The following is a 25377-nucleotide window of genomic DNA, read 5'->3' on the forward strand; positions in this document are numbered from 1 at the left end:
CAGCCCGGAAGCTTTCCGGGACGGTTGTGCTATTTGCGGCAGCCGTTCCGGAAAGCGTGTTCTGAACGAGTTGTGGGCGGTTAGCAGCCCGGTGTCATCGAAGTGCCTTCGGACATTTCGCCTGCGCAAGCGTCCGGGTCGCCATCCGGGCCCTGGTCTACTGAACTCAGGCCGCCGATCGGAGGCGCCGCGCTACCGTTCTCCAGGCCGTCGCCGGACTGGTTGCTGGATTGGCAGCCGCCCAGGGCCAGAAGCGAAATCAGAAAGGCAGCAGAGAAAAATCTTACAATCATATTGGTCACTCGCATGCGCCGCAGATGGCGGGAGTTGGAAGGCGGGGCGCAAGTACGTGCTTTTCGCGTAATGAACTTCTTGCGCTCGTATTGATTGTCACGATTTTTTGTTTTGCTGCAATAGCCCCATCGGTACAGGCGCCCGATTTATCTGGTGGTTTGCGTTCTGAGGGGGGCTTTTGTCAGTCACCGGCCACGAAGTAATGAAGCGTGCCGTCAGGACCGATGCCGACGCGATAAAACGTCCAGGCACCGAAATCCTGCATTTCAGCAAAGTCGCCTGCGGTAACGATCCGGAACAACTCCACTTTCTGATCGGGTGTCAGATCGTGAAGCGGGTAACGGGCAAAATACGGCCAGAGATACATTTCCTGGGGTGTGCCTGCATCCACATGCAAAAAACCTGCATCCATGATGTCGGCGAGAATGGCCAGGATCTCGAAGCCTTCGCCGTCACCGGAGATTTCCTTCAGAAAGTCTATCGGGTCGTCGATTTGCCCGAATGAGACCGTAGGCGGCAGTTCGTTGCTTTCGAACACCATGCGCAGCCGTTCCATGTTGCCCGAAAGCGCTGCTTCCTTCAGCTGGGCTTGCATGCGCTGCACAGGCTTTGGCAGATAGGACGTGCTGTAGAGCACCTGAGGCAACTCGGCGTTGTCCGGCGCAGGTGCTTTGGAACCTTCTGCGGCTGCCGGCTCCCCGGCTTCGGGCGTGGCGAGGTCTTCCGCCGGAATTGCGGGTGCATTTTCAGGCTCGGACGGCGCAACCGGAATTGTTTCCACCTGGACAGTCTTGGCGAAACCCGGGGCTGCGAGCGCTGTGCCCGCCAGAAGACCGGCGGCAAGAACCGCAGCCTGATAAATCCGACTCATGAAAGTTCCTCGTTTATCCGCACCTGCCGGTCCCCGTCGTATAACACTGGCACAAGCAGGCATCGCCCCGCGCCTTTCCTTAAACAATTCATGCGAGACTGAAAACATCGGGACTGGAATTTCCTCTTGTCTTGTCACGACGCCGCGGGGCCGCTATCGAGAGGTCCGTTCGCTTTAAAAGTAATATCAAGGGTCTAGAAAAGGACCGGCCGTGTCGTTTTTCGAATATGCACTGATCGGGTTTTTTGTTGGCATTATCACAACAGCCCCGGTTGGTCCTGTAAACATCATGGCCATTCAACACGCCGTGCACGGCGGGTTTCGACAGGGTGTCTTCGTGGGGCTGGGGGCTGTCGTTGCCGACACCATCTTTGCGGCTGCTGCGATTTTCGGCATCTCCGCGGTCACCAATTTCATCGAAGGCCAGTTCGACCTCATCGAGATCGTCGGCGGAGCTCTGCTGATTATTTTCGGCATCAAGATCTGGAACACCCATCCGCATCTGACCCGGAACGGCAATCCTAGAGAACATGGATTTTTGGCCGATGCCACCGCAGCCTTTTTCATGGCGATCACCAATCCGGGTGCAGTGCTTGCCTTCGTGGCGATATTTGGTGGTCTCGGAGATTATCGCCCTCAGATGGGGGATCATTTCGGCGCATTGGTGATGGTTGCCGGTGTCACGGCAGGGGCGACCACCTGGTGGGTGCTGGTCTCGGCGTCCGTTTCACACTTCAAGTCGCGTATAGACGATCTCTGGCTGGATCGTGCCAACCATATTGCCGGATTTCTGCTGGTCGTGTTCGGCGCGCTGATCTATCTCAAGCTGGCGCTCGAAGCGGCAGGCGTTGGGCTGATCACGTAGCACGAGCCAAGCGTAAATACACCTGAATCAAAAAGGCCGGGCAACCGGCCTCTTCAGAATGCGTGTCGTGAGCGTGCGTTTTACTGAAGTACGCGGTTCACGGTGTAGTCGCCCTGCAGGATTCGATCCGGCAGGCCTTCAGCCAATTTGGCCACGGCATCTTCACCATAGGCAGCAACCAGATCCGCAAGTGCAGTGAACATCGCCGCGTGAGCGACGGCGTCCGCATCTACACCATTGGCGATGGCTTCGGCCCAGGCGTCGGAAATGAAGCCGAGTGCAGCACGTCTGATGTCTTCGTCTTCAGCAAATTCGGCTTCCATTGCCGCGTCGGCGTAATCGTCGTTTATCATTCGCTTCCTTACCGGTCCTTCCCGAACGCAAGAGGGACAACTCCCGCGTGTTCCTGCCCCGAATCTTGAGTAATGATCCTAGCACGGCGAACCGCGCTGATAAGTAACCGTGAACGCAAACTTAACGGCCACCCACAAATTTGATTCAAAAGGTTAACCAACTCGTAACGATTTGAAGATTTCTGCGAAAATTACCGACCATAGCGACTGGTGACGTCGCTGATGATGACCTCGCCTTCGCTCAAGTACTGTCCCATTGCGAGACGGGCAGCCTCTGTGCACTCTCGGTAAGCAACTGAGAAACCACGATAACCCTGGTTAAATCGCTCAATGAACCTTCGGCGGCGATTCTCGTCCAGCGTTTCAGCGTCCAGGAAATCTTCCATGCGGTCACGCCAGCTCGGGTTATCGCTTTCCTTGCACAGCGGTCGCAGGAAATGCAGAGCTCCGAATATCTCCGACAGACGCATGAGTTGCTGTTCGTAAGGGGGCGCGTCGATCGCGGTTTCCTGCGCCGATACAACCTGCACCGGGCACATGGCCGCAAGGGCCAGAACAACAGCAGTCCGGGACAGGAAAACGTGCATTCGGCGTTTGATCATGGGCGGATCATGCTGAACCCGGCGCCGCACCGCAAGCACTATGGCAAGTTGATCCAAAGATTAGAGGTCTGGTTGCTTGGCTGAAGGGATAGGCAGGTGCCGCCGAATGCGGTCCGGCGTACCAGGTGTGGTCAACAGCCCGTCGAGATCTTCCAGGCCGACCCAGTCGAGCGCAGCGGCATCATCGGCGGCAACTGCAGTTCCCGATACATAAGGCCCACAAAAGACGGTCAGGATGAAGTGAGTGACGACACGGCCGTCATCATCTCGCTGGATGGAATCGAAGGTCTCGACAGGCTCGCCGATTGCAGCAGTGACACCGGTTTCCTCCAGCAGTTCCCGCGCGGCCGCTTCCTGAAGGGTCTCGCCAAGCTCGATCACTCCACCAGGCAAACTCCAGTGATCCTTGAAAGGAGGCCTGCCGCGCTTCACCAACAGGGCACGGCCATCACGATGGCACAGGACACTGACACTGGCGCGTGGCGCTTCCGGATAAAACCTGGACATGGAACCTCGGCGGACGGAAAGACGGCTGATTCTGCCCGGGCACAATAAGCCCCAAGGCGTTATGCGAACAGAGCGTCGATTTCCGCCTGTGCGCCTTCGCCTTCGTGCTGCGTCGCTTCGGGTTCCACATGGCCGTGGATGACGGCGCCGGCAACGGCTATCAGCGGCTTGATTTCGTTCGTGGCCCGGTCGGCAATGTCAGTCGCAATCATTGCGGGATCCGGTGTCTCGCGCAGCTGGTCTTGAATCTTGCCCACGAGCCTGTTTATGCCCGCAACCTGTTTTTCCAGGTGTTCGCGCAAGAAGTTAGGGGCGGCATGATAGGCCATGATGGCCAGGTTCTTGTCCTTGAAACTCGAGTTCTCGAAATGGCCCTCATAGTCGAGCGGCTCCCACTCCAGAACATCTTCGGCGCAATCCGGCATATCCGGAAGCATTTCCAGAAGCATCATGACTTCATTGAAATGATTGAGATAATCGGTCGCCAAACCGGTTTGGGGATTAATGTTTGCCTGTTCCAGCCTTTCGGCTGCCAGCTCCCCGGCGCCCAAAACTGGATGCAAACATTCCATACCGGTCCCCCTGTTATTGACTTGGGGCCTACGGTACTTCTTTTTTATTTCCAATTGCCTAACTTGGCGGAACCCTGTTTGCCCCGCTTCAGGGGCCCCAACCGGAGAAAAACGATGTGCGGCCGCCTGGCTCTGACGACACCACCGGACGCTGTGCGCAGCTTCTTCGACTATGTCGATCAGCCCAATTTTCCGCCGCGATACAACATTGCGCCAACCCAGCCGCTGGCCATCGTGCGGCAGACGCTCGACGGCACACGCCGCTTTCATCTTGTGCGTTGGGGCTTGATGCCGCCCTGGGTCAAGGACCCGGCAAGCTTCACGCTTCTGATCAATGCCCGGGCGGAAACAGCATCGCAAAAACCGTCGTTCCGCAATGCCATGCGTCATCACAGGTGCCTCGTGCCGGCGTCCGGCTTTTACGAGTGGCGTCGCACGCCGGAAGGCAAGCAGCCTTTCTGGATCCGACCGGCGGAGGGCGACGTCATGGGCTTTGCCGGCCTTTGGGAAACCTGGTCGGATCCCGATGGCGGTGACATCGACACGGGTGCAATCCTGACGATCCAGTCCAACCGGATGATGTCTGCGATCCATCACCGCATGCCGGTGATCCTGAAACGGGAAGATTTCGGAACGTGGCTGGATGTTGCCAACGTCGACAGGCGTGAAGCCGAAAAGCTGCTGCAGCCGGTAGAAGACGATTTTCTGGTCGCGACGCCGGTTTCCAACCGGGTGAACAAGGTCGCCAATGACGATGCTGATGTGCAGCGCGAGATATCGCCGGAAGAAATGTCGGTGCCCTTGAAAAAGGTTGCCAAGCCGTCAGCCGCGGAGAAATCGCAGGAGGACAAGAACCAGCTCGATCTGTTCTGAACCGTCGCAGGCATCAGAATTGCCGTGCAAAAGTCGGCTCATGGCTGTAGGGCAGGGGCGCAGCCGCAAGGATGGATCATGAGCAACGACGACACGCCTGAATTTGAGCTAGACGAGGCCTTGGAAGACGACGCATCGGAGAACGAAGCGTTGGCCGAAGCCTATAATCGAGGTCTCGCCCTGCAGAAATCGGGCGATCTGGCAGGTGCCGCGCAGGCCTATCGCGAAGCCCTTGCGCTGGATCCGGACGACCCGGGCGGCGTCAGCATTCGTCTGGCGGCAATCGGCGCGGAAGCCGCCCCCCAGAAAATGCCGGATGCCTATGTCGCGACCCTATTCGATCAGCACGCAGATGTGTTCGACGACATTCTGGTCGATGAGCTCGGTTACTGCGTGCCTCTGCTGGTTCGCGATCTCGTCCAGAAGCTTGAGATTGGCCCATTCGATCGATTGCTCGACCTTGGCTGCGGCACGGGTCTTACAGGTATGGCTCTTGCCGATTGCACGGGCCACCGGACCGGCGTCGATCTCTCCGAGCGGATCGTTGAACTTGCCTACGACCGGGAAGTCTATGACGACCTTTATGTGGGCGAGGCCGTCGCATTCCTTGAGGAGTTCGAGGAAGACGACGGCTCTCGTCCCGGCTGGGACATGATCGCGGCAACCGACGTGTTTCCCTATCTGGGGGCGGTTGAACCATTTCTTGCCGGTGCAGTTGACCGTCTGAAACCGGGCGGTTACCTGGCTTTCTCCACCGAAACCCTGTCTGACGAAGCACTTGAAGGGCGTCCCTACATGGTCGGGCCGAAAAGCCGGTTTGCGCAGGGGGAAGGCTATATTCGCTCATCTCTGGATGCGGCGGGCTTCGACATTCTCGCGATGGACCCCATCACCGTTCGTCTCGAGGACGGAGACCCAGTCCCCGGGCACCTTGTGATTGCGCGGCTGCGCTAGAGCCCATGCGCTGAAGAGCATCTCTTCGGCTCGACATTCAACGGGAAGGCCAAGGATCATCTGCCGTTCCATCATGGCCGATGGCACGGCAGACTATCGCCTTTCCGTCAGTCAGCCCTTTGCATGCGCAGATAGGGTTCACCGTCGGACGTTCGCTTGACGGCGACACCGTCACCGTTGATCAGAACGACGACCCGGCTGCGAAAAGCAGAAAAACTGTCGAAGGTGACCACATCCACGGGCGTGTCGAACTTGATGGTCACCCGGTATTGGCCTGCAGGACCAACCCGTGTCAGCGACAGCACCTCTCCTTCGAAAGGCTGCTTCATGTAGGTGCCCGAGACACGGTTGCCGACGGCAAACTGCATCTGGTTTGGTCTGGCGGCTGTCGCGGATACGGTGTTCCAGTCCTTGAAGCCGTATTGGGCGGACAGGAGTTCGAGCGCCTGGCTGTGGGAGATATCCTGCCCCTTGGCAGCTAGCGCGGCGCGCAGGCGCTTGGCCTGTGCTTTGAGATTGGCAACGCTGGGCAGCGTCATGGGATTACCTTTCCAAGAAAGGCAGGCGGTAAGGTGTTCGCCAATTGGCGGCGACCCTTCATGGGGCCCGCGTTGCCATCAGCCTGCACTGTCTCGTGAAGGTCGATCAAAGCTGCAAGATGTCTTGCGCAAGGGAATTCACCATGGCCGAAGCCTGCGGGCGGCCGGTTCCCTCAAACCGGCGCAAGGCATACGCCCCGGCTCCAGGTCTGTCAACACGGCAAAAAGAAAGCCGCTGGCGCGGCTTCAAGGAGAGGGAGGTTAAGATGAAACACCCGGCGGTTCTTACCGCCTGAGTTCGACCGCGCCCCGTCGGACGCAGAAGGGTGATTGCCCTGAATTGGGGGCAGGGCAATCGCGGAGACGGGCAAGCCCGCCGCCGCAGGTTTTCCGAGGGAGGGGTGTCCCCGGAAACAGATCAGGCGTGGACCAGCCGCTTCAGGAGTTCGACTTCCTGTGCAAGGGCCTTGTCCTTGGACACCATGTCCTCGATCTTGCGGACCGCATGCAGCACGGTGGTGTGATCACGGTTGCCGAACCGCCGGCCGATTTCCGGCAGCGAGCGTCCGGTCATCACCTTGGCGATATACATCGCGATCTGGCGCGGACGGACCAATGTGCGCGCCCGGCACGACGACAGGAGATCCGCCTTGGTAACGCTGAAATGCTTGCACACCACCTGCTGGATCTCTTCCACCTTGATGGAGCGCGGCTCGCCGATCCGCACCAGGTCGTGCAGGGTCTTTTCCGCCAGGTCCATCGTCACCGGCTGTTTCGTAAGCTGGTTGTGAGCGAACAGGCGATTGAGAGCGCCTTCCAGGTCGCGGGCCGAAGCGATCACGTAGCGGGCAATGTAGTCGGCTACATCTTCGGGAACGGAGAAGCCCGGATGTGTGCGGCGCGCCGCGGTGATCCGCTTCTTCAGGATGTCGTGGCGCAGCGCATAATCGGTTGACTGGATGCCGACGACTTCACCTTTCTGGATCCGGTAGCGCAATGCATCGCCAAGCGTATCGAGGTCTTCAGGGGAGCGGTCGGCTGCCATGATGATCTGGGTCGGCGACTCCATGAGCAGTTCCAGCGTCTTGCTGAACTCGTCCGCGGCCTGCTTGCCATGCAGGAACTGGAGATCGTCAACCAGGAGCAGGTCGATGGAGCGCATTGCCTGGCGCAGCACCGGGAAGGCCGGCGTTCTGAGAGCAGGCACCAGGTGGTACATGAAGAATTCAGCCGACAGATAGGCAACCTGCCGTCCCGTCTTGCGAGCTTCGGCCGCCGCTGCTTGCAGCAGGTGGGTCTTGCCGATGCCGGTGGACGAATGGATATAGAGCAAGTCCAGCGTGCCCTGGTGGCCGGCAGCCATCTGGCGCACGGCGGCACAGGCAAGGCTGTTCGAGGCGCCTTCGGCAAAGGTGTCGAAGGTCAGCTTCGGATTGAGAGACGCACCGTTCAGGAATTCGGCCGCCGCATCCTCGTTGCTGTCCGCAAGGCACGGAATGACCGACATGCCATGGGACGCGCCGAATTGAGGCGTGCTGCTGAAGGGGCCGGGACGGCCGCTGATCCGCCGGGCGGAGATCGCCTTGGGGGCAAGACCGACATTGAGTTGACGGGGACGCAGAGCACCGCGAACGGTCAGCTCGATACGGTTGATATCGTCCTGCTCGCGTTTCCAGAGGCCGACGAGCTGCTTCTCGTAGTTGTTCTGGATCCAGTTTTTCAGGAAGCGGGTGGGCACCGACAGGCGGACTGCATCGCCCGTGGTTTCTTCGTGGTTTACTCTGCCGAACCAGTTGGAAAATACATCGTCACCGAGCTCGTTTCTCAGTTCCTTTTTCACACGATCCCATTGATCCGAACCAGCTAAGTTCTGAACCTGCATTGTGGCCTCCATTGGAGGGACCGTTTGGAACCGCTCCCCCCCTGTGCACTGTCTATGAGCAACGACGTTCCGCCTCGCTGCCCGTTTCTTTCGTTAGGTCTTTTGCCCATTTTGGGTCTCCAGACCGGATGGCTTATTAGCGCCTATGAAACACCATTAACCTTTTGCTTACCATATTTACAAATAGCTTATTTTTATGAGGTCATAGACGTTTCATATTGTAATTTTTGTAGATGACGGGCGCTGCGCATGTAAATTTTACATAGCGAATCTTGCGTTTCGTCATCGTCAGGACATGCCGCAAGTCCCGACTCAGTTGTTCTCCTGTTGCTGTTTCCGCTCTGCCTGTGAGCTTGAAGACGATTTTAGGAAAAAATTAACTTTTCAGGATTTTTTCTGCGAGTTTTCAAAAGGACGCTGTCAAATTAAGAAGTTTAGCCAAGGAAAAAGCCGGCTTAAATCGAAAGATCATGTCGTTTATGACAGGGGTGCGTACGCGCCGGTTCTCCCGTCACATGGTCACTGAATCGGCAAACGTCCCACCTAACCGGTCTGTCAGGTCCGTATGGTGGTGGAAGCTGGGGAAAATGGGGCGCCTGAAAACAGGCTTTATGACCGGCAAAACCAGAACCCGGGCCTGGTTGCCGTTCCCGTAAACTGCTGACAGATCAGGATCCTGGCCGTATCAATGCATACGTTGATGGGGCGTCGTATTTGGCAGATCGAACGAACCTTATCCCCAGCACCGAAGAAACTTCGGCAACATGCCAGTTTTGACAATTGATCCCTTGAGGCTGTTGCGGGCGGGGCAGGCCTCCTCGGCACTAGGTGCTTTTACATAGCTGAGACCTGGCGCCTTCCAAGTAGAGATCAGTAAATCACGAAGTTCGGCTACGCCGACGTGGCGAAACCGGCTTGGGGTGCGCCGGCTCCGCAGCTTGTCAGCTCAAGTTGTCGTCTTGAAAACATTCGCAACAGTCGAGAACAGATTGTTTCTGTTCGTGTGCACATCTATCGGAAACTTTGGGCCGGTGTTCTCCCAGATGGGCGCGTCGTTGGGCAGGCCGGGACCCCGTTGCACCGAAACGAGGCCAAAGCCGTCGTTGTCCCAGTATCCGTTCGGGAAACCGGGCGCAGGCGGACCGCCCCACCAGGTGTAGATGTTGGGGGCTTCAGGCTGGTTCCACAGTTCATCGCAATATTCGAAGTAGTAAAGCCCGATACAAAGCGGATGAGCAAAGGCCTGAGGCAGCATTTTCTGCGCAACTTGCGCCGCCTTGCTGCAGGTCTGATCGTCGGCATAAATGGTTCCGGGGTTGTTCGGGTCCCGGTGACTGGTTGCCGGCATGCCCCACTCGGTGAAGAGAACGGGTTTCAACGCCTTTGGCGGCAGGCTGCCGTAGTCCTTGAAGATGCTTTCAAAGGTCTCGGTCTGGTAGGTGTTGACGCCCCAGAAGTCGATGCTCGGGCAGTTCTCCATGTAGGAGGACGCCTTCAGGGGAATGTTCGGGTCGTCGTGGGTGGCCATGCCGGCCAGCTTGCCAGGAGCTTCTTCCTTGACGATGGCGGCCATTTTCTCCACCTGGCCCCACCAGAAAGTGGCCCATTCCGGATTGTTGTAGCAAACGTCGGCGCCGTCCTGTTCGTTCTGAATGGTGAACCCCATCACCGCCGGATGATCTGCTACGGATCTGACGGTCTCCCGCAGGACATTCGTCCAGTAGTCGATCTCTACCTGTGAGGCCTGGTCGTATTGGGTCTTCCAGAACATCGTGGCAGGCAAGGGGATGCCGACCAGGACAGACCGGCGCATCTTTGCTTCTGGCGGAGCAGACTTGTCCCAGGCCAGGTCCAGAAAATTCTTATGCGTGAAATAGTGACCGTTGTCCCAGGGGGAAGGGAAGGTTCCGTTGCCTTCCAGCTGCCGTGACAGCATGCAGTAGACCCGCAGTGCATTGTTGTGGAGGTTCCTGAAATTGGGGAAGTCGCGGGACAGCAAGGGTGACCAGCTGGAAATGAAAGTGGAGCCTGCTTCGAAGTCGTCCCAATACCAGTCACCCAGGGCGGGGGCATAGGAGTTGGAACCGTTGATTGGGGCCGGGGAATAGCAGACCCCTTTCAATTTGACCTTCTCGGTCGTGGGCTGTTGTCCGTCTTCGGTGAGTTCGCAGTAAAGATTTGCGGTTCCATTGCTGTCGACGGAACATGTCCATTTGGTTGTCGTCATGGTGGGTCGCCTGAAATAAAGGGTTTTTGCGGAAGTCTTGCGCTCAGAAATGAGATACTTTTTCGTGCAATCTCACAATTATGCAACCAAAGAGTGCTGAATAAAGCTTTAAGAATACATCCCTCATTGAAGCGGATTTGGAATGCAGGCCACGCTGGCAAAGCCGCTTTGACAAGAGAGGTTCGGACAGCAAAAAAATGCCGGCGCTTTTGGCACCGGCACTTCTTGTTTGTCGATATCTGCCGATGACCGGCTTTCAAACGTGCGGACGTAATGTCTGCCTTCAAGAGCAGGCGAAGCGCCCTAGAGAACGCGGCCCGGGTTCAACAGTCCCTTGGGGTCGAATGCGTCCTTGATCCGCTTCATGAGATCCAGCTCAATCCCCTGCTTGACGTCCTTCAGGAGATCGCGCTTGAGGCGGCCGATGCCATGCTCTGCGGAGATGCTGCCGCCGAACTCGCCGACGATGCCATGAACAATGGTGTTCATCTCATCCCATTTCGCCAGGTAGTCTTCCTTGTCGGCGCCCACCGGCTGGCTGACATTGAAGTGGATGTTGCCGTCGCCGATATGACCGAACGGAACAGGCCGGCATCCGGGCACGAAGTCCTCTACCGCGGCCATGGCCTTGTCCAGGAAGTCCGGGATCGAGGCAACTGGCACGGAAACGTCATGCTTGATCGAGCCACCCTCGGGCTTCTGCACTTCCGACATGCCGTGGCGGATGTGCCAGAAATCCTGAACCTGGGTCAGGTTCTGGGCAAAGGCGGCGTCTTCCACCAGGCCTTCTTCAAATGCTTCGCCGAGAATGCTCTCCATCAGGTCCCGCACCGGAAAGGCTTCAGAACCACTGGACAGCTCCATCAGCACGTACCAGGCATGTTCGCCCTCGAGCGGGTCTCGTGCGCCTTCCAGGTGGCGCAGGCAGAATTCGACGCCAACGCGCGGCATGATTTCAAAGCCGGTCAGAACCGGCCCGGCCTGTGCCTTGGCAAGGGTGAACAGCTTGAGGGCGGCGTGCGGGTCCGGCAGGCCGACAAAAGCGGCCTCCAGCTTCTTGGGCCTGGGGAAAAGTTTCAGCGCTGCGGCTGTAATGATGCCCAGAGTGCCTTCACCACCGATAAATAATTGTTTCAAATCATAACCGGTATTGTCCTTGCGCAGGGTTCTGAGACCGTTCCAGATCTCCCCTGTCGGCAGCACCACCTCGAGGCCCAGAACCAGATCGCGCGTGTTGCCATAGGCCAGAACGGCGGTGCCGCCCGCGTTCGTGGAAATGTTGCCGCCGATCTGGCAGGAGCCCTGAGCCCCGAGCGCAAGCGGGAACAACCTGTCGACGTTTTCAGCTTCATTCTGAAGCGTCTCCAGCACCACACCGGCCTCGGCCGTAATGGTGAAGCCGGCCGGATCTACCGCACGAACCTTGTTGAGGCGTGACAGCGAAAGGACGATTTCATCCCCGGTTTCCTGCGGAATCTGGCCACCGACAAGGCCGGTGTTGCCGCCTTGCGGCACGACCTTGAGATCGTTCTGATACGCATAGGTCATGACGGCGCTCACCTCTTCGGTGCTGCCCGGGCGCAGCACCATGGGAGTGACGCCCTGATACAGGTCGCGCCATTCGGTGAGGTAGGGAGCCTGGTCGTCCGGACTTGTCAGAACGTTGGCTGCGCCGATCATCTCGGCGAAGCGGTCGGCATGGGCAGTACGCTCCATGAGCGGGGTCCTCGTGAAGTTTGACAGTAAAATTCGGGCGCCAACATAGTGTCTGAAAGCGCTGGCGTCGACGGTTCATTCCGTCACCGTGTCTCTTGAAGGAACAAACCCCTTGTGCCATAGGAAGCCAGCCCGCTGGGGTGGTATTGGAATTCTTTCGGAGACGACGATGGCGGAAACGCGCGGACTGATGAATGGCAAACGCGGCCTGATCATGGGTGTGGCGAACAACAAGTCAATTGCCTGGGGCATTGCCAAAGCACTGGCCGACGCGGGAGCTGAACTGGCTCTGACCTACCAGGGTGATGCGTTGAAGAAGCGCGTGGAGCCACTGGCAGACCAGTTGAACGCGATTGTTGTCGGCCATTGCGACGTGACCGATGGCGCCTCCATCGATGCGGTCTTCAAGACGCTGGAAGACAAATGGGGCAAGATCGATTTTCTCGTCCATGCCGTTGCCTTCTCCGACAAATCCGAATTGACCGGCCGTTTCGTCGATACGTCTTCCGATAACTTCGCCCGCACCATGGACATTTCCTGCTACTCGCTGACGGCTGTCACCCAGCGCGCCGAGAAGCTGATGCCCGACGGCGGCTCCATTCTGACGCTGACCTATTACGGCGCCGAGAAGGTTATGCCGCATTATAATGTCATGGGCGTTGCCAAGGCCGCGCTGGAAACCAGCGTAAAGTATCTGGCGATGGACCTCGGCCCGCAGAACATTCGCGTCAACGCGATTTCTGCCGGACCGATCAAGACGCTGGCTGCCTCCGGTATCGGCGACTTCCGCTACATTCTGAAGTGGAACGAATACAACTCTCCTCTGCGCCGCACGGTGACGATCGAGGAAGTCGGCGACAGCGCGTTGTTCCTGGTGTCAGACCTCGGCCGTGGTGTTACCGGCGAGATCCAGCACGTCGACTGCGGCTACAACATTGTCGGCATGAAGGCGGTGGACGCCCCGGACATTTCCGTCGTCAAGGATTGACCGTTTCGAATGGCCGGTTTCACACCGGCCATTTTCATATTGTCCGGCCCCGCCCGCCAGGGGTGATCCCGCATACCGGAAACTGAAATGACATCTGTGCTGAGTGCCCCGAAATCCGACCTGCTGCCCAGGCTGCACGATCCGGAGTTCCTGATCTTTGTCCGCCATGGCCAGACGGACTGGAACTTCGAAGGGCGCATGCAAGGGCAAAGGGACATTCCGCTGAACGACACGGGGCGCGGCCAGGCCAGCGGCAATGGCACGCGTCTCAAAGCGTTTCTGGAGCAGGAGATGATCGATCCCACCGGTCTGGATTTCGTATCCTCACCGCTCCACCGCACACGGTCGACAATGGAGTTGCTACGCCAGTCCATGAACCTTCCGGTGGAGGCCTACCGCCTTGAAGACCAGCTCAAGGAGATCACCTTCGGCGACTGGGAAGGCTTCACGCTGGAAGAACTGGCAGAGGAAGAGCAGGATCTGATCCTGCAGCGCCGCGCCGACAAGTGGGGCTTCGTTCCCCCCAAGGGCGAAAGCTACAAGATGTTGGCCGAGCGCATCGGGCGCTGGCTGGTGACTGTTGATCGGCCTTCGGTCGTCGTGTCGCATGGAGGCGTCTTCCGCGTTCTGCGCGGCTTGCTGGAAGGGCTGGACACGGTTTCCGTTCCCAAGCTGGATGTGCCGCAGGACAAGGTCTTTGTCTGGCGTAAGGGCGCTTTCGAGATCGTTTGACAGCCCCTTCGTCGGCGTTCGGTCGTAGTTTGCGACAAGCTGTTGCAGGTCTGCATGCGAGAAAGATCTGTCTGCGGAACTCGCCAATCCGGTCTTGAAACAAGCCGGAACCAATCTGCCATATCAAAGATCTGCGGTATGCCTCCATTGGCTCAGTAGATACCCTGGGCATACAGAGAAATCTTCGCTTTTGCGACAACGCTATTGGCGGCTTGCCCCATGAGGGTGGCGTAATTCGTGAGCGTCGCACGGTCGGCCTTCTGCTTGTTGGTGCAGACAAAGGTCATCACACTTCCCCATTCCCGTTCCGGCTCATAGCCGAACTTGCTCAGGCCATAAAGCTCACGCCCTGTCACGATGAAGAAGCCGCGTCCGTAATCGTAAATTTCACCCGGATTGCGGATTTTGGTAACGAGGCAGAATTTCTTGTGGGTGTGAATCGCCCCCAGGATCCAGCAGTCGTTGATGCACACCGACCAGCGGGCAAGCTTCTGGACATTGATCGGAAGACCGGGGGTCAGGTTGAAATGCGTCGGGTCTTCCAGGTTGAAGCGCCGGTAAAGCTGTTGGGTCTGCGCCAGTCTCCCGACATACATCTCGCCACCGGAACGGGCGACCTTGTCATAGACGGCCCACGCGGTGTGTCTTGATATGTGTGACAGGCTGATCTTGCTGTTTGCATCTCCAGGTGATTCAAATTGGGTCCGGTTAGTGTCCCAGGGGTTCTGCCTCAGCTCGTTCAGCTCATAGTGATTGTAGGAAAGTGTCAGTAGATCCTGATCGAAAGCGGTTCTTGAATACGTCATTTCGGTTTCCTCTGGTACAACGGGCCATGAGCGTTTGCTGTTCGAAATGTACGCATGTGAAGGCCGCTTTACGTGTGACCTTGGGCACTGCAAAGGAGCCCCCGACCATCCGTGCCTCGGGCTTGTCCAGTGACGGTGATCGGGCGAAGCAGCTGCGGCGTAGATGTTTACAGCGATTGCGAGGGAACCTGGAGACAATCCGGGTCAGGTGCCGTGTCCGCCAATGAATTTTATAGCGAACTGCCAAGCTTTTCAGATTTCAGCACGGTCGGGGATCTGGCCGATTACCGGCCGGTGCCGGACGACTGGTACGTTCTTGCTGCCGACATAGTCCGCTCCAGCGATGCGGTCGCACAAGGCCGGTACAAGGAAGTCAACATGGTTGGCGCCGCGGTGATCGCCGCGGTGTTGAACCGGATTGGCAGCGACCGTGTACCGTTTGTCTTCGGGGGAGACGGCGCAATGCTGGTCGTGTCCGAACACGATGTCGAGGCAGCCAGCGACGCGCTGGCCGGTGTTGTCGGTCTGGCGCGCCAGGTCATGGAACTGGAGCTGCGCGCCGCTGCGATTCCGGTCGCTCATCTGCGGGATCTTGGAGGCGACGTCCGTGTGCGCAAGTACCAGCTCAGCCCGGGCAATCACCTGGCCATGATCCTGGGGGAGGGCCTGGCCGTCGCGGACAATATTCTGAAAGATCCGGAAAAAGCACGGCCGTTTGAGATCTCTCTCCCCGATGCCGCGTTACCGCCGCTCGACGGGCTTTCCTGCAGATGGGAACCGCTTCCTTCACGAAACGGACACATCGTTTCCCTGATCGTCAAGCCGACCGGACGTATTCCAATGCAGGATGTCCTGCGGGGGCTGGCCGATAAACTCGGCTATGATCCCTCGAGGGATGACAGCCGGATGAGACTGGCGGACAAGACGCGTCTTCGTTTTCGCTTTCCGCCAACCGGTACGCGTCATGAGGTGCGCCTCGGTTCTCCGGGAAAAGACTTCCGCGGATGGGCAAAGGCGTTGCTGGAGGCGATGGTCTTCGTCATCAGCTATCACACGGGCTGGCGCATCGGCCCTTTTGACCCGAAACGATACTTTCCCGAACTTGGCCTCAACACTGACCATCGCAAGGTCGGCGACAGCCTGCAGCTCGTGCTGGATCTGACACCGGAGCAGTTTGCAGGGGTCGAAGACTATCTGAAAGCTGGCTATGCCGCCGGGGATCTGGTGTTCGGGCTGCATGTGTCCACGTCCGCCCTGATGACCTGCTTTGTCGAGGATATCGGCAAAAGCCGGCATATCCATTTCGTCGACGGGGCTGACGGCGGGTTTTCTCTGGCAGCTGCCGAATTCAAGAAACGGCAGGCGAACATGGTGCCGAAGGCGGTCGGTCAGGCCTGACTGCGCAGCGGGCCGTGTCGTTCCAGGGCGGGCATCGGGTGTGCAAAATTCTGTTTCAGAATCATCATCGCAAGGTCGCTGTCGGGAACGGCCTTTGATATGAGGAACCCTTGGATGACGTCGCACCCGTGGCGTTTCAGCCAGTCACGCTCGGCTTCGGTTTCCACACCTTCGGCAAGGACACTGATGTCGAGGCTCTTGGCAAGATTGATCAGCGCACTGGTGAATTTCTGCAGGGCGGGATCGGCATCGACGCCGGAAATGAAGCTCCTGTCGATCTTGACCCGGTCAACCTTCAAATCGCGCAGGCTCGAAATGCTTGAATGGCCGGTTCCAAAGTCGTCCAGTTCGATGAAGAACCCCAGTTCCGACAGGCGGGCGATATTCTGCTTGATGGGGGCGGCCGTGATTTCGTCGATCATCACCGCTTCCAGGATTTCCAGGCTGACATCTGCAGGCTGAAGTCCCAGGTCAAGTACCTGCCTGTGGAGCGCATCCACTGCCTTTGCGCTTGTCAGCAGACTGGCGGTCACGTTCAGGCCCAGATGTATGGCTGGCCTTGTCTTGCCGCTCAGGCTGGCGGCAAACTTCAGCGCCCGGCTGCGCACGGCCTCCTCGATCTCCTCCAGATACCCGACTTCCATTGCGGCGGGCAGGAAAGAGCCTGGATACCGGATCTCGTCTTCATCAATCCACCGGGCGAGGGCTTCTGCGCCGACAACTTCGCCCGTGTGAATATTCACCTGCGGTTGGAACCAGGCAACGATATTGCCGTTCTTGAGCGCATTCTGCAGCTCTTTGGCAATCTCGTCGCTTTCCTCGAAGGCAGCGCGCATTGCCGGGGTGAAGCGATCGAACTTGCGCGGCCCCTTTTGCTTGGCCGCCCTCAGGGCCAGAGCCGCATCGGTCAGCAAATGATCGAAGACCTGCTCGCCCGGACTGCTGATGAAGATGCCCGCATTCGCCTCGATCGCCGATCTGTTGTTGCCGATGATCCGGTCGGTCGCAATTTCCTGGAGAAGTGTGAACGCCAGTTGCTCGAACTGCGCCGCCTTCTTGAGGCGTGGACGCAGAAACAGGAACTCCGTTCCGCCAGTCCGGCACAGGAAGTCTTCCGGTTCCGCGTGCTGGGTCAGCTGTTCGGCCACCTGGCGCAGAAGTGAATCGCCGTTGTGGTCCCCGAACCGGTCGTTCACCTTCTTGAACTGGCGCAGGTCGATCAGGATCGCACCCGTGCGCGTTCCCGGCTCTGCCGGTGGCAGGTTGCGTATCGTATTCAGAAGGGCGCGGCGGTTCGGCAGTCCGGTCAGGGGATCGTGAAATCCGAGATTTTCAAATTCCTGCTGCGTCCGGTCGGCAAGTGCGCGCGACAGGGCGATGGCGATTGCAAAGGCCGCAACAATGACCAGTCCGCCGACAAGACCGGCAAGTGTTACGGCAAACAGTGTCTCGGATCGCTGCCTCTGCAGGTCCATCAGGAGATAGTCGACGGTGGACTGCCAAAGGTCGAACGCGGCACTGACCAGGGCCGGCTGCATCTCCACCACGGGCAGGGCAATGACATCCGCCCCCTTTGAGGCGGTGATTGTGGAAGAGAGCAGTTTCGAGCCTGCGGTCTGAAAGGCGACGTTCGTTGTCCGGAAGGCTCTCGCCTGTTTTTGCAGCAAATCGGCTTGCTCACCGGTCAGGTCGTTAAAGTAATCAACCGTGTCCCGCGACGCCCCGTCGGCGGCTATCTTGTACTGGCCTCCCTGCACGGGGATCAGCATCTTGTCCCAGACATTGATCTCGCCCCGGCTGGAAATGCTTTTCGCATTGCTTGCCATGATCGCGGATTCGATCACGACGGTCGGCATGGTGTCGGTGATCAGATGCGGAAGTTTTGCGGTCTCGAAAGATGAAGTCGAACTCAGCCTGGTGACCTGGGAGATCATCGAGGCGAGGATACGGGCCTGCCGAAGCGCGAGCGGAATGTTGCCTTCGTTCAGGAAGGTGTCGAGTGGCTGAACGAGGTCGGCGGAAAGCTCATCTCCCCCGAGTGTTTCCAGGCGTTCGCGCAGTTGGACCGGCGTCTCCCTGATCTTGCCGGTGAGCGCTTTCTCCTGCATCAGCGGCCCGAGTGCCTCGATCAGGTGCAGCCCGGCCAGGCTGTGGTCGATCGAGTTGACCTTCTCGAATTTATTATGAAACCAGAGTGAGGCAAAGAGCAGGCTGGGTGCCAGCAGAAATACGATCAGTCCAGTCAGCCAGCCCCTGATCCGCAACGTTTTGCCTCTTGGTGTTTATTAGATCCCAACGTGTAATAACGGTAGAGGTTTAAGGATTAGCAAATCAAGGGTCGAATTTTTGCGAACGGTTCGCGCGATTTCCTAGGTCGTTAATTCAAGACACCGTGAAACGCGTACCAAGGACGCCAGCTTCCATTCGAAATCTACTTGTCTTTAATTTTGACAAGGGTGGTGGACGAATGGACTTGCCAAAAATACCTGTATTCCCGGCTGCGGGCTTGAGCTTGCGGGCGCGATGGCGTATCGCTCGGCGCCTGACAGTTCAATTGCAAGCCTCGGTCACCGTTCATGTCGCATAACAGTTTTGGTCATCTTTTCCGGGTCACCACCTGGGGCGAAAGCCACGGTCCCGCTATCGGTTGCGTGGTGGACGGCTGCCCGCCGCTCATTCCCCTGAGGGAAACCGATATTCAGGGCTTCATGAACAAGCGCAAGCCGGGCCAGTCCCGCTTCACCACGCAGCGGCGCGAGCCGGATGAAGTGAAGATCCTGTCCGGCGTCATGGTTGACGAGGACGGTATCCAGAAAACGACCGGGACGCCGATTTCGCTGTTTGTCGAAAACACCGACCAGCGCTCCAAGGACTATTCGGAGATCAAGGACCGGTTCCGTCCCGGCCATGCCGATTTCACCTATGACGCGAAATACGGCATCCGCGACTATCGTGGCGGTGGACGGTCCTCGGCGCGCGAAACCGCCATGCGCGTTGCCGCCGGGGCCGTCGCACGCAAGGTGTTGCAGGGCGTAACCGTTCGCGGCGCTTTGGTGCAGGTTGGACCGCACAAGATCGACCGGGCTAACTGGGACTGGGCGGAAGTCGATAACAACGCCTTCTTTTCTCCGGACGCAAAGGCCGCCGCATTCTGGGCGGACTACCTGGACGGCATCCGCAAGGCCGGGTCTTCCGTCGGTGCCGTCATCGAAGTCGTTGCCGAAGGTGTCCCCGCCGGTTGGGGCGCGCCGATCTACGGCAAGCTGGACACGGATCTTGCTGCTGCGATGATGTCGATCAATGCGGTCAAGGGGGTCGAGGTCGGCAACGGGTTCGATGCCGCAAGCCTGACCGGTGAAGACAATGCAGACGAGATCCGTCTTGATGATGTCGGCCGGCCCGTGTTCCTGAGCAACAATTCCGGCGGCATTCTGGGCGGGATCTCCAACGGCGATCCCTTGGTTGTCCGGTTCGCGGTCAAGCCGACGTCATCGATCCTCACCGAGCGCAAGTCGATCACCAGCAAGGGTGAAGAGGTCAACGTCATGACGAAGGGCCGGCATGACCCTTGCGTCGGCATTCGCGCAGTGCCGGTCGGCGAAGCGATGATGGCTTGCGTTCTGGCGGACCATTTCCTGCGTCATCGCGGCCAGATCGGCTGACGGGCAGCTTCGCAGCGTTACAACTCGTTACAATTCCGGAAGGCAAGGGCCATGGACCTTGTCCGTCATCTCTCTAGTTTTATCTCCAGCATGACGTCTCATGCATTTCAGGGAGTAATGACATGAATGAAATGACGCCTGTGCGCCGTATGACGGCAAAGGACTTTCCTCAGGAGCTTCTGGATCTTTATGATTTCTACGCGCATGGAAAGATTACCAAGCGCGAGTTCATGAACGGGGCAGCAAAATTCGCGGTTGGTGGACTGACGGCGGCCATGCTGCTGGATCAGCTTTCGCCCAATTATGCGCTGGCACAACAGGTTGCTCCCGATGATGCGGGGATCGTCACCGAACGCATCACTTACCCGTCACCAAACGGCCATGGCGAGGTCAACGGTTATCTGGTGAAGCCCGCAGGTGCGACCGGCAAGCTTCCGGCGGTGCTGGTCGTGCATGAGAACCGCGGTCTCAATCCATATATCGAGGATGTCGCGCGCCGCCTCGGCAAGGCCGGGTTCATGGCGCTGGCGCCGGACGGACTGACCTCGGTCGGCGGTTATCCGGGTAGTGACGATCAGGGCCGCGAATTGCAGCGTACGGTCGATGGCACCAAGCTGATGAACGATTTCTTCGCCGGCTTCGAGTATCTCCTCAACAGTGACGACAGCACCGGCAAGGTTGGGGCGGTTGGTTTCTGCTACGGCGGCGGTGTGGTCAATGCAATTGCGGTCGCCTATCCGGAGCTTGCCGCGGGCGTGCCTTTCTACGGACGTCAGCCGGATCCTGCGGATGTCTCCAAGATCGAAGCGCCCCTGATGCTGCAATATGCCGAGCTGGACGAGCGTATCAATGCGGGCTGGCCGGCGTATGAGGAAGCTCTTAAGGCCAACGGCAAGACCTACGTGGCGCATATGTATCCGGGCGTGAACCACGGCTTCCATAACGACACGACACCGCGCTACGACGAAGAGGCTGCAAAGCTCGCAGAGCAGAGAACCGTCGACTTCTTCAAGGAAAACCTGATGTAGGGTTGCCTGGGTCTGCTCGTCTCACCTCATCCCGGTTCCGGCTTTGCCCGGCCGGGATGATCACGATGAGCAGGCTTGGTTTGGTCGTCTTCCAATAAATTGCGGCCCGGCTTGGTTCCAGGGCCGCGATATCTCAGACAAACTTGAAGGCGCGGATGCGGCTCAGGATTTCTTCCGGGTCGGCTGCAAGCGTGTGGAGGTTGATCGCAATCAGCTCCCGGCCATGCTCGCGGGGCGTGCGCTTCCAGTTGCGCATCATGAACTTTTTCCAGACCGGAAAGGTCTGTGCCTTGGTGACGGCGTCATCCAGTGAACGGGTCAGGAGGACGTCCAGCCGGACCAGCTCGATGTTGCGGACGGACGTCCGTTTGACGTCCGTCATCCGGATTGCGGCCCAGTCGATGAAACCGATGCGTTCCACATAAAGCCCGTCTTCGTTGGCGCCGAGCTGTGGCTTGCCTTTTTCGATCATCGGATAGTGCCAGAAGGCAATTGCGAGCGGGGCGAGGGCGGCGAGGGCCAGCAAGGGAAGATTGCCGACAATCCCGATCACGGCGAACAGAATGCCGAGGATGAGGCTGCCGTAGACAATGCTTTCGCTCTGACTGCGGTTAAAGCCGACGGTGAAGGGCACCGGTGTCGGCTTCACGTTTTCCTCTTGTTTGACTGCCTCTTTCTTCGCCGCCATGAAAGGCCCCTTCCGAAGGATCCTCAGGTGTCGAGGATCTCTGTTTCGTCAATCTTGATGTCGAAGCCTTCCAGCCCAACGTAATGACGCTCACGGGAGGCCAGCAGGCGAATTGAACTGACGCCCAGGTCCTTCAGGATCTGTGCACCAAGCCCGACCTCACGCCATTGTTCCTGTCTAGCTTGTGCGGAGCTGTGTTCCTCGGAATCAGCGGCTTCAAAGTCGGATCTCGGCCGCTTGGACTGACGGGCAACGCCCACCGACCCTTCGCGGAGATAGACGATGACACCCCGGCCGCGATCCGCAAAGTGTTTCATGATCTGGTCGAGTGGCTGGACGTCTCCGAAGACATCATCGAGCACGGATTCCAGTTGCAGGCGCACCGGCACGCTGCGGCCGTCCAGAATGTCGCCGTAGACGATGGCCAGATGGTGCATCGGGTCATACGGGGTGGAATATGTGGTGGCATAGGCCGGGCCGAAAACCGTGTCGACGGGCTGTTCGTTGACCCGTTCCACCAGTTTCTCGGTACGCTGGCGCCAGGCGATCAGGTCGGAAACGGAAACCATCTTCAGGTCGTGCTCGGCTGCAAACTCGGCAACCTGCTGGCCGCGTTTCACGGTGCCATCGTCGTTCACCAACTCACTGATGACGCCAACCTGCTCCAGTCCGGCGAGACGGCACAGGTCGACGGCAGCTTCCGTATGGCCGGAGCGGATCATGACACCGCCTTCCTTGGCCACCAGCGGGAAGATGTGCCCGGGGCGGACGAAGTCGTCAGCGCCGACATTGGGGTTTGCAAGTGCGCGTACGGTAGAGCAGCGCTCTTCGGCCGAAATGCCGGTGGTCAGACCCTGGCGGTAGTCCACGGAAATGGTGAAAGCGGTCGCAAGCGGAGCATCATTTTCGGCAACCATAGGGTCAAGACGCAGACGCCGTGCATGGGCAACCGTCATCGGCGCACAGATGATGCCTGAGGTGTGACGCACCATGAAGGCCATCTGTTCAGGCGTGACCTTGGCGGCGGCAACAATCAGATCGCCTTCGTTCTCGCGGTCGTCATCGTCAGTCACGACCACCATTTCTCCACGTTCGAATGCGCGGATTGCTTCTGCGACACGGGCCTGGGACACGGGATGCTCCTTGGTTGTAGACAGTCCGAGAAAGTCGTTGGGGGTTACGGCGCCATTGGTGGCAATGGCGATCTTGCGGGCCATATCCCGCGAGACCCAGACATTTGGGTCATTGCATAGGGCGGTTACGGAGGCAGGCGACAGGTTGGCGCGGCGCGCAAATGCGCTGCGGCTTTCCCCTGTCTGCAAGAGCCATAGATCCAATCTCATGGCGTTCGATATACGCCTGATTGTTTTCAGCCTCAAGAGAAGGAATGAGATTTTTCAGTATTACTGAAAGATCAGTCGCTTTTGATAAACTCCGCGACGCGGGAGACAAAGGCAGGCACCATCCAGCTCTCTTCGAGCCCTGCCGCCTTGGCGATACCCGTCAGGTTTTCGCTGAGATAAGACGTAAAATAGGGCTCGTGGAAAAGCTGCGGAAAGACCGACAGAAGGCCGTCATATTCCGGCACGTCTCCGGTTTGCAGGCTGTCGACGAAAAGGAAGGAGCCGCCGGGTTTCAGAACGCGTGCGACCTCCAAGATGACCTGACGCCGGATTTTCGGCGGCAGTTCATGGAACAGGAAGACGCAGGATACGACGTCGAGAGAATTGTCCGCAAACGGCAGGGTTTCGGCCAGGCCGCAGATATAGCCGGCACGGCGCGACGGCAGGCGCTCACGGGCAACGTTCAGATAAGGTTCCGACAGATCGAGCCCCGTGCCCTTGAGGCGCGGAAATGCGGCCAGGGCAGGCCGCAAGAGACCGCCGGTACCGCAGGCGATATCCAGATACGAAACGTGGCGTTGGTCCTTGCGGCGCAAGATCCTGGCGAAGGGTACCAGGGCCCGTCGGCGCATGGCGGCAGTGGCACCTGAAAAAAGCACATCCACCTGGAAGTCATAGAGCCTGGCACTTTCCTCCGACAGCCAGCCATCGGTCTGAAAGTGAAAGTTCTGCCGGTAATAGCGCGGCAGTGCAGCGGCAAACCCCTCGGTGGCATTGACCTCCTGATGTGCACCGCTTGCACGACGGCGTGCCACCTCCGGCACGTCCTTGAAGAAGGCACGGCTGGTCGCGATCAGCTCGCCCGGCGTCATGGTGCCATCGGAAGGCAGCGGATAAATCCCGTCCTCGACGGACTTCAGATCATCCGCAAACAGCTTGACGATGTCCGACAGCATGCGCCTTTGGCTCGGCACCGGGCCGGTCGGCACCACCTTCGGCGTTTCCGGAAGCTGTTTCTGGAGATCCCGGTTCATCCGCCGCATGGCTTCGGAATGAAGGGTGTAGAGCGCGATTCGGCTGCCCTGGTAAAGCGCATAGCGCGTTCGCCGGGCAAGGCTCAGGAGGGGCGGCAGGCTGCGGGTTCCCTTGACAGGTCCGAATTCCTCATCCGCCGCGCTCATGGCTCACTCCCTGATCAAGGTCTGGTCAACACCGCCACTGCTTCAATATGGGGCGAATAGTGGAACTGGTCCACTGGTGTGACGCTTTGCAGCACGTAACCGCCGTCGAGCAGGATGCGCAGATCCCGGGCAAGCGTCGCCGGATTGCAGGAGACGGCAACAATCGTCTTGACCTTGGATAGCGCCAGTTGCTCTGCCTGGGCTTGAGCGCCTGCGCGCGGCGGGTCGAAAACCACGGCGTCGTAAGGCTCCAGCTCTTCCTTCACCAGCGGCCTGCGTGACAGGTCTCGCCGTTCAAAGGTTACCTTCTTCAGGCCTTGGGGTTTGCGCAGGGCCTTGTCAAAGGCGGCCAGTGCCGCAGCATCGCCTTCGACCGCATGCACATTTGCCTGTCGGCCGAGCCTGAGCGCGAATGTGCCGACACCGGAGAAGAGATCTGCAATTGTCTTGGCCTTGCCGACACCGTCAATTACCAGCTTGGAAAGCGCATGTTCCGCTGCCAGCGTCGCCTGGGCAAACCCGCCGGGCGCGGCAACAATACCGATGCCGCCCATGTCGAGCAGCGGTGGGCGGAGCTCCAGAATGACTTCGCCGTTGACCGAGAGCCGGGCAAGGTTCTGATCGACGACCTTTTGCGACAGGGCCGGGATCTTGCGCTCGTATCCTTTGTCGGCCTTGTCGAGAGCCACATCCAGACCGGTGGTCGTTACCAGGACGGTCATCCGCAGTTCACCCTTTTTCGGCAGCACTTCCGAGGCAAGGGACTTGAGGCCGGGCAGCGCTTCAACGATGACCGGGTCGAGCACCGGGCATTCGGCGATATCGACCAGCCTGTGGCTGGCCTTTTCATGGTAACCGAGCAAGGTGTGGCGTCCGGCGCGGGTGGCCGTCAGTACAGCCCGGCGGCGACCTCCCATGGTCGCAGCTATCGTTCCGGAAACTTCGGTCTCGATGCCACGATCGCGCAAGGCCTTTTCGACCAGCCCGCTTTTCCAGACAAGGTATGGCTCTTCCGCAAGGTGCTGTACGGAACAGCCGCCGCAGGCGGAGTAATGACGGCACACGGGTTCGACCCGGTCCGGTGACGGCTTTTCGATCACAGGCTTTTGGGCGCGCCCGTCCACGACTTTCGCCCGGACGATTTCCCCGGGCAGGGCCCCGGCCACGTAGATCGGCCCGGTCTCCGTCTCGGCAACGCCGTCGCCGCGGTGACCGAGCGTGGTGATTTCAATCTCTCTCTCGCTCATGGGCGAGCGATAACGCCAAGTAGGGGTTTGGGCAAGTCTTGATCATGGG

At 58.8% G+C, this 25377-nt stretch carries 24 protein-coding genes; 8 read left to right on the top strand and 16 right to left on the bottom strand.

What is annotated here, in order from left to right:
- Positions 1–80: 80 nt before the first annotated feature.
- Both J7447_RS00780 and J7447_RS00785 read right to left on the bottom strand, forming a co-directional pair.
- Complete coding sequence (locus J7447_RS00780; RefSeq protein ID WP_077290667.1) at positions 81–293, bottom strand: hypothetical protein; 213 nt, start codon at positions 291–293, stop codon at positions 81–83.
- Positions 294–475: 182 nt separating this feature from the next.
- Positions 476–1165 (bottom strand): hypothetical protein, encoded by a 690-nt coding sequence (locus J7447_RS00785; protein WP_209168466.1) that lies wholly within the window; start codon positions 1163–1165, stop codon positions 476–478.
- A gap of 211 nt (positions 1166–1376) precedes the next feature.
- Here J7447_RS00785 and J7447_RS00790 point away from each other — a divergent pair, with 211 nt between their 5' ends.
- The gene (locus J7447_RS00790) at positions 1377–2030 is read left to right on the top strand and encodes a LysE family transporter (protein WP_267480498.1); all 654 of its coding nucleotides are present in this window, start codon (positions 1377–1379) and stop codon (positions 2028–2030) included.
- An 80-nt stretch (positions 2031–2110) separates the two neighbouring features.
- Here the strand turns inward: J7447_RS00790 and J7447_RS00795 are convergent, their stop codons facing one another.
- From J7447_RS00795 to J7447_RS00810, 4 genes are all read right to left on the bottom strand, one after another.
- Positions 2111–2383 (bottom strand): hypothetical protein, encoded by a 273-nt coding sequence (locus J7447_RS00795; protein WP_006933467.1) that lies wholly within the window; start codon positions 2381–2383, stop codon positions 2111–2113.
- 191 nt (positions 2384–2574) lie between these two features.
- A complete protein-coding gene (locus J7447_RS00800; protein ID WP_077290665.1) occupies positions 2575–2985 on the bottom strand; it encodes a TIGR02301 family protein in 411 nt (136 codons plus the stop codon).
- Positions 2986–3045: 60 nt separating this feature from the next.
- Positions 3046–3492 (bottom strand): NUDIX hydrolase, encoded by a 447-nt coding sequence (locus tag J7447_RS00805; protein WP_209168468.1) that lies wholly within the window; start codon positions 3490–3492, stop codon positions 3046–3048.
- Positions 3493–3551: 59 nt separating this feature from the next.
- Positions 3552–4064: a hypothetical protein gene (locus tag J7447_RS00810; RefSeq protein WP_031269690.1), complete on the bottom strand. Its 513-nt coding sequence runs from the start codon at positions 4062–4064 to the stop codon at positions 3552–3554.
- Between the two features lie 114 nt (positions 4065–4178).
- On the opposite strand from J7447_RS00810, the gene J7447_RS00815 reads away from it, so the two are divergent.
- Positions 4179–4937, top strand: coding sequence for an SOS response-associated peptidase (locus tag J7447_RS00815; protein ID WP_209168469.1), 759 nt, complete (start codon positions 4179–4181; stop codon positions 4935–4937).
- A 78-nt stretch (positions 4938–5015) separates the two neighbouring features.
- A complete protein-coding gene (locus J7447_RS00820) occupies positions 5016–5891 on the top strand; it encodes a methyltransferase (RefSeq protein ID WP_209168470.1) in 876 nt (291 codons plus the stop codon).
- A 107-nt stretch (positions 5892–5998) separates the two neighbouring features.
- On the opposite strand, the gene J7447_RS00825 is transcribed toward J7447_RS00820, so the two are convergent.
- The 4 genes from J7447_RS00825 to J7447_RS00840 form a co-directional block, all read right to left on the bottom strand.
- Positions 5999–6430, bottom strand: a complete 432-nt coding sequence (locus tag J7447_RS00825) for a glyoxalase superfamily protein (protein ID WP_023001881.1) — start codon at positions 6428–6430, stop codon at positions 5999–6001.
- A gap of 418 nt (positions 6431–6848) precedes the next feature.
- A complete protein-coding gene (gene dnaA, locus J7447_RS00830) occupies positions 6849–8312 on the bottom strand; it encodes a chromosomal replication initiator protein DnaA (RefSeq protein ID WP_209168471.1) in 1464 nt (487 codons plus the stop codon).
- Between the two features lie 946 nt (positions 8313–9258).
- Positions 9259–10539: a hypothetical protein gene (locus J7447_RS00835; protein ID WP_062490122.1), complete on the bottom strand. Its 1281-nt coding sequence runs from the start codon at positions 10537–10539 to the stop codon at positions 9259–9261.
- 303 nt (positions 10540–10842) lie between these two features.
- Positions 10843–12255, bottom strand: coding sequence for an FAD-binding oxidoreductase (locus tag J7447_RS00840; protein WP_152511754.1), 1413 nt, complete (start codon positions 12253–12255; stop codon positions 10843–10845).
- Positions 12256–12424: 169 nt separating this feature from the next.
- On the opposite strand from J7447_RS00840, the gene fabI reads away from it, so the two are divergent.
- The gene (gene fabI / locus J7447_RS00845) at positions 12425–13243 is read left to right on the top strand and encodes an enoyl-ACP reductase FabI (RefSeq protein ID WP_023001876.1); all 819 of its coding nucleotides are present in this window, start codon (positions 12425–12427) and stop codon (positions 13241–13243) included.
- Between the two features lie 87 nt (positions 13244–13330).
- On the top strand, positions 13331–13975 hold the full coding sequence (locus J7447_RS00850; protein WP_209168472.1) for a histidine phosphatase family protein: 645 nt from the start codon (positions 13331–13333) through the stop codon (positions 13973–13975).
- Between the two features lie 152 nt (positions 13976–14127).
- On the opposite strand, the gene J7447_RS00855 is transcribed toward J7447_RS00850, so the two are convergent.
- A complete protein-coding gene (locus tag J7447_RS00855) occupies positions 14128–14781 on the bottom strand; it encodes a hypothetical protein (protein WP_023001874.1) in 654 nt (217 codons plus the stop codon).
- A gap of 213 nt (positions 14782–14994) precedes the next feature.
- Here J7447_RS00855 and J7447_RS00860 point away from each other — a divergent pair, with 213 nt between their 5' ends.
- A complete protein-coding gene (locus tag J7447_RS00860) occupies positions 14995–16179 on the top strand; it encodes a DUF3095 domain-containing protein (protein WP_075283314.1) in 1185 nt (394 codons plus the stop codon).
- Here the strand turns inward: J7447_RS00860 and J7447_RS00865 are convergent.
- Positions 16170–18443 (bottom strand): bifunctional diguanylate cyclase/phosphodiesterase, encoded by a 2274-nt coding sequence (locus J7447_RS00865; RefSeq protein WP_209168473.1) that lies wholly within the window; start codon positions 18441–18443, stop codon positions 16170–16172. The two genes, J7447_RS00860 and J7447_RS00865, sit on opposite strands and share 10 nt — an antisense overlap.
- 312 nt (positions 18444–18755) lie before the next feature.
- Here J7447_RS00865 and aroC point away from each other — a divergent pair, with 312 nt between their 5' ends.
- Entirely contained in the window at positions 18756–19841 is a 1086-nt protein-coding gene (gene aroC, locus J7447_RS00870; protein ID WP_209168474.1) for a chorismate synthase, read from the top strand.
- 140 nt (positions 19842–19981) lie between these two features.
- A complete protein-coding gene (gene yghX / locus J7447_RS00875) occupies positions 19982–20869 on the top strand; it encodes a YghX family hydrolase (protein WP_031269684.1) in 888 nt (295 codons plus the stop codon).
- Between the two features lie 133 nt (positions 20870–21002).
- On the opposite strand, the gene J7447_RS00880 is transcribed toward yghX, so the two are convergent.
- The 4 genes from J7447_RS00880 to J7447_RS00895 form a co-directional block, all read right to left on the bottom strand.
- Positions 21003–21557, bottom strand: a complete 555-nt coding sequence (locus tag J7447_RS00880) for a hypothetical protein (RefSeq protein ID WP_023001869.1) — start codon at positions 21555–21557, stop codon at positions 21003–21005.
- 23 nt (positions 21558–21580) lie between these two features.
- A complete protein-coding gene (gene ribB, locus J7447_RS00885) occupies positions 21581–22900 on the bottom strand; it encodes a 3,4-dihydroxy-2-butanone-4-phosphate synthase (protein WP_031269683.1) in 1320 nt (439 codons plus the stop codon).
- A gap of 71 nt (positions 22901–22971) precedes the next feature.
- On the bottom strand, positions 22972–24081 hold the full coding sequence (locus tag J7447_RS00890; RefSeq protein WP_209168475.1) for a class I SAM-dependent methyltransferase: 1110 nt from the start codon (positions 24079–24081) through the stop codon (positions 22972–22974).
- Between the two features lie 14 nt (positions 24082–24095).
- Positions 24096–25328 carry a class I SAM-dependent RNA methyltransferase gene (locus tag J7447_RS00895; protein WP_209168476.1) on the bottom strand — a complete coding sequence of 411 codons (1233 nt, stop codon included), beginning with the start codon at positions 25326–25328 and terminating at the stop codon, positions 24096–24098.
- Between the last annotated feature and the right edge of the window lie 49 nt (positions 25329–25377).

Origin of the sequence: Labrenzia sp. R5_0 (assembly GCF_017743835.1) — a bacterium.
GTDB lineage: Bacteria > Pseudomonadota > Alphaproteobacteria > Rhizobiales > Stappiaceae > Roseibium > Roseibium algicola.

Excerpts from the sequence above, each read along its gene's own strand:
- J7447_RS00780 (WP_077290667.1), bottom strand. The coding sequence starts at position 293 with ATGATTGTAAGATTTTTCTCTGCTGCCTTTCTGATTTCGCTTCTGGCC.
- J7447_RS00785 (WP_209168466.1), bottom strand. The coding sequence starts at position 1,165 with ATGAGTCGGATTTATCAGGCTGCGGTTCTTGCCGCCGGTCTTCTGGCG.
- J7447_RS00795 (WP_006933467.1), bottom strand. The coding sequence starts at position 2,383 with ATGATAAACGACGATTACGCCGACGCGGCAATGGAAGCCGAATTTGCT.
- J7447_RS00800 (WP_077290665.1), bottom strand. The coding sequence starts at position 2,985 with ATGATCAAACGCCGAATGCACGTTTTCCTGTCCCGGACTGCTGTTGTT.
- J7447_RS00805 (WP_209168468.1), bottom strand. The coding sequence starts at position 3,492 with ATGTCCAGGTTTTATCCGGAAGCGCCACGCGCCAGTGTCAGTGTCCTG.
- J7447_RS00810 (WP_031269690.1), bottom strand. The coding sequence starts at position 4,064 with ATGGAATGTTTGCATCCAGTTTTGGGCGCCGGGGAGCTGGCAGCCGAA.
- J7447_RS00815 (WP_209168469.1), top strand. The coding sequence starts at position 4,179 with ATGTGCGGCCGCCTGGCTCTGACGACACCACCGGACGCTGTGCGCAGC.
- J7447_RS00820 (WP_209168470.1), top strand. The coding sequence starts at position 5,016 with ATGAGCAACGACGACACGCCTGAATTTGAGCTAGACGAGGCCTTGGAA.
- J7447_RS00825 (WP_023001881.1), bottom strand. The coding sequence starts at position 6,430 with ATGACGCTGCCCAGCGTTGCCAATCTCAAAGCACAGGCCAAGCGCCTG.
- dnaA (WP_209168471.1), bottom strand. The coding sequence starts at position 8,312 with ATGCAGGTTCAGAACTTAGCTGGTTCGGATCAATGGGATCGTGTGAAA.
- J7447_RS00835 (WP_062490122.1), bottom strand. The coding sequence starts at position 10,539 with ATGACGACAACCAAATGGACATGTTCCGTCGACAGCAATGGAACCGCA.
- J7447_RS00840 (WP_152511754.1), bottom strand. The coding sequence starts at position 12,255 with ATGGAGCGTACTGCCCATGCCGACCGCTTCGCCGAGATGATCGGCGCA.
- fabI (WP_023001876.1), top strand. The coding sequence starts at position 12,425 with ATGGCGGAAACGCGCGGACTGATGAATGGCAAACGCGGCCTGATCATG.
- J7447_RS00850 (WP_209168472.1), top strand. The coding sequence starts at position 13,331 with ATGACATCTGTGCTGAGTGCCCCGAAATCCGACCTGCTGCCCAGGCTG.
- J7447_RS00855 (WP_023001874.1), bottom strand. The coding sequence starts at position 14,781 with ATGACGTATTCAAGAACCGCTTTCGATCAGGATCTACTGACACTTTCC.
- aroC (WP_209168474.1), top strand. The coding sequence starts at position 18,756 with ATGTCGCATAACAGTTTTGGTCATCTTTTCCGGGTCACCACCTGGGGC.
- J7447_RS00880 (WP_023001869.1), bottom strand. The coding sequence starts at position 21,557 with ATGGCGGCGAAGAAAGAGGCAGTCAAACAAGAGGAAAACGTGAAGCCG.
- ribB (WP_031269683.1), bottom strand. The coding sequence starts at position 22,900 with ATGAGATTGGATCTATGGCTCTTGCAGACAGGGGAAAGCCGCAGCGCA.
- J7447_RS00890 (WP_209168475.1), bottom strand. The coding sequence starts at position 24,081 with ATGAGCGCGGCGGATGAGGAATTCGGACCTGTCAAGGGAACCCGCAGC.
- J7447_RS00895 (WP_209168476.1), bottom strand. The coding sequence starts at position 25,328 with ATGAGCGAGAGAGAGATTGAAATCACCACGCTCGGTCACCGCGGCGAC.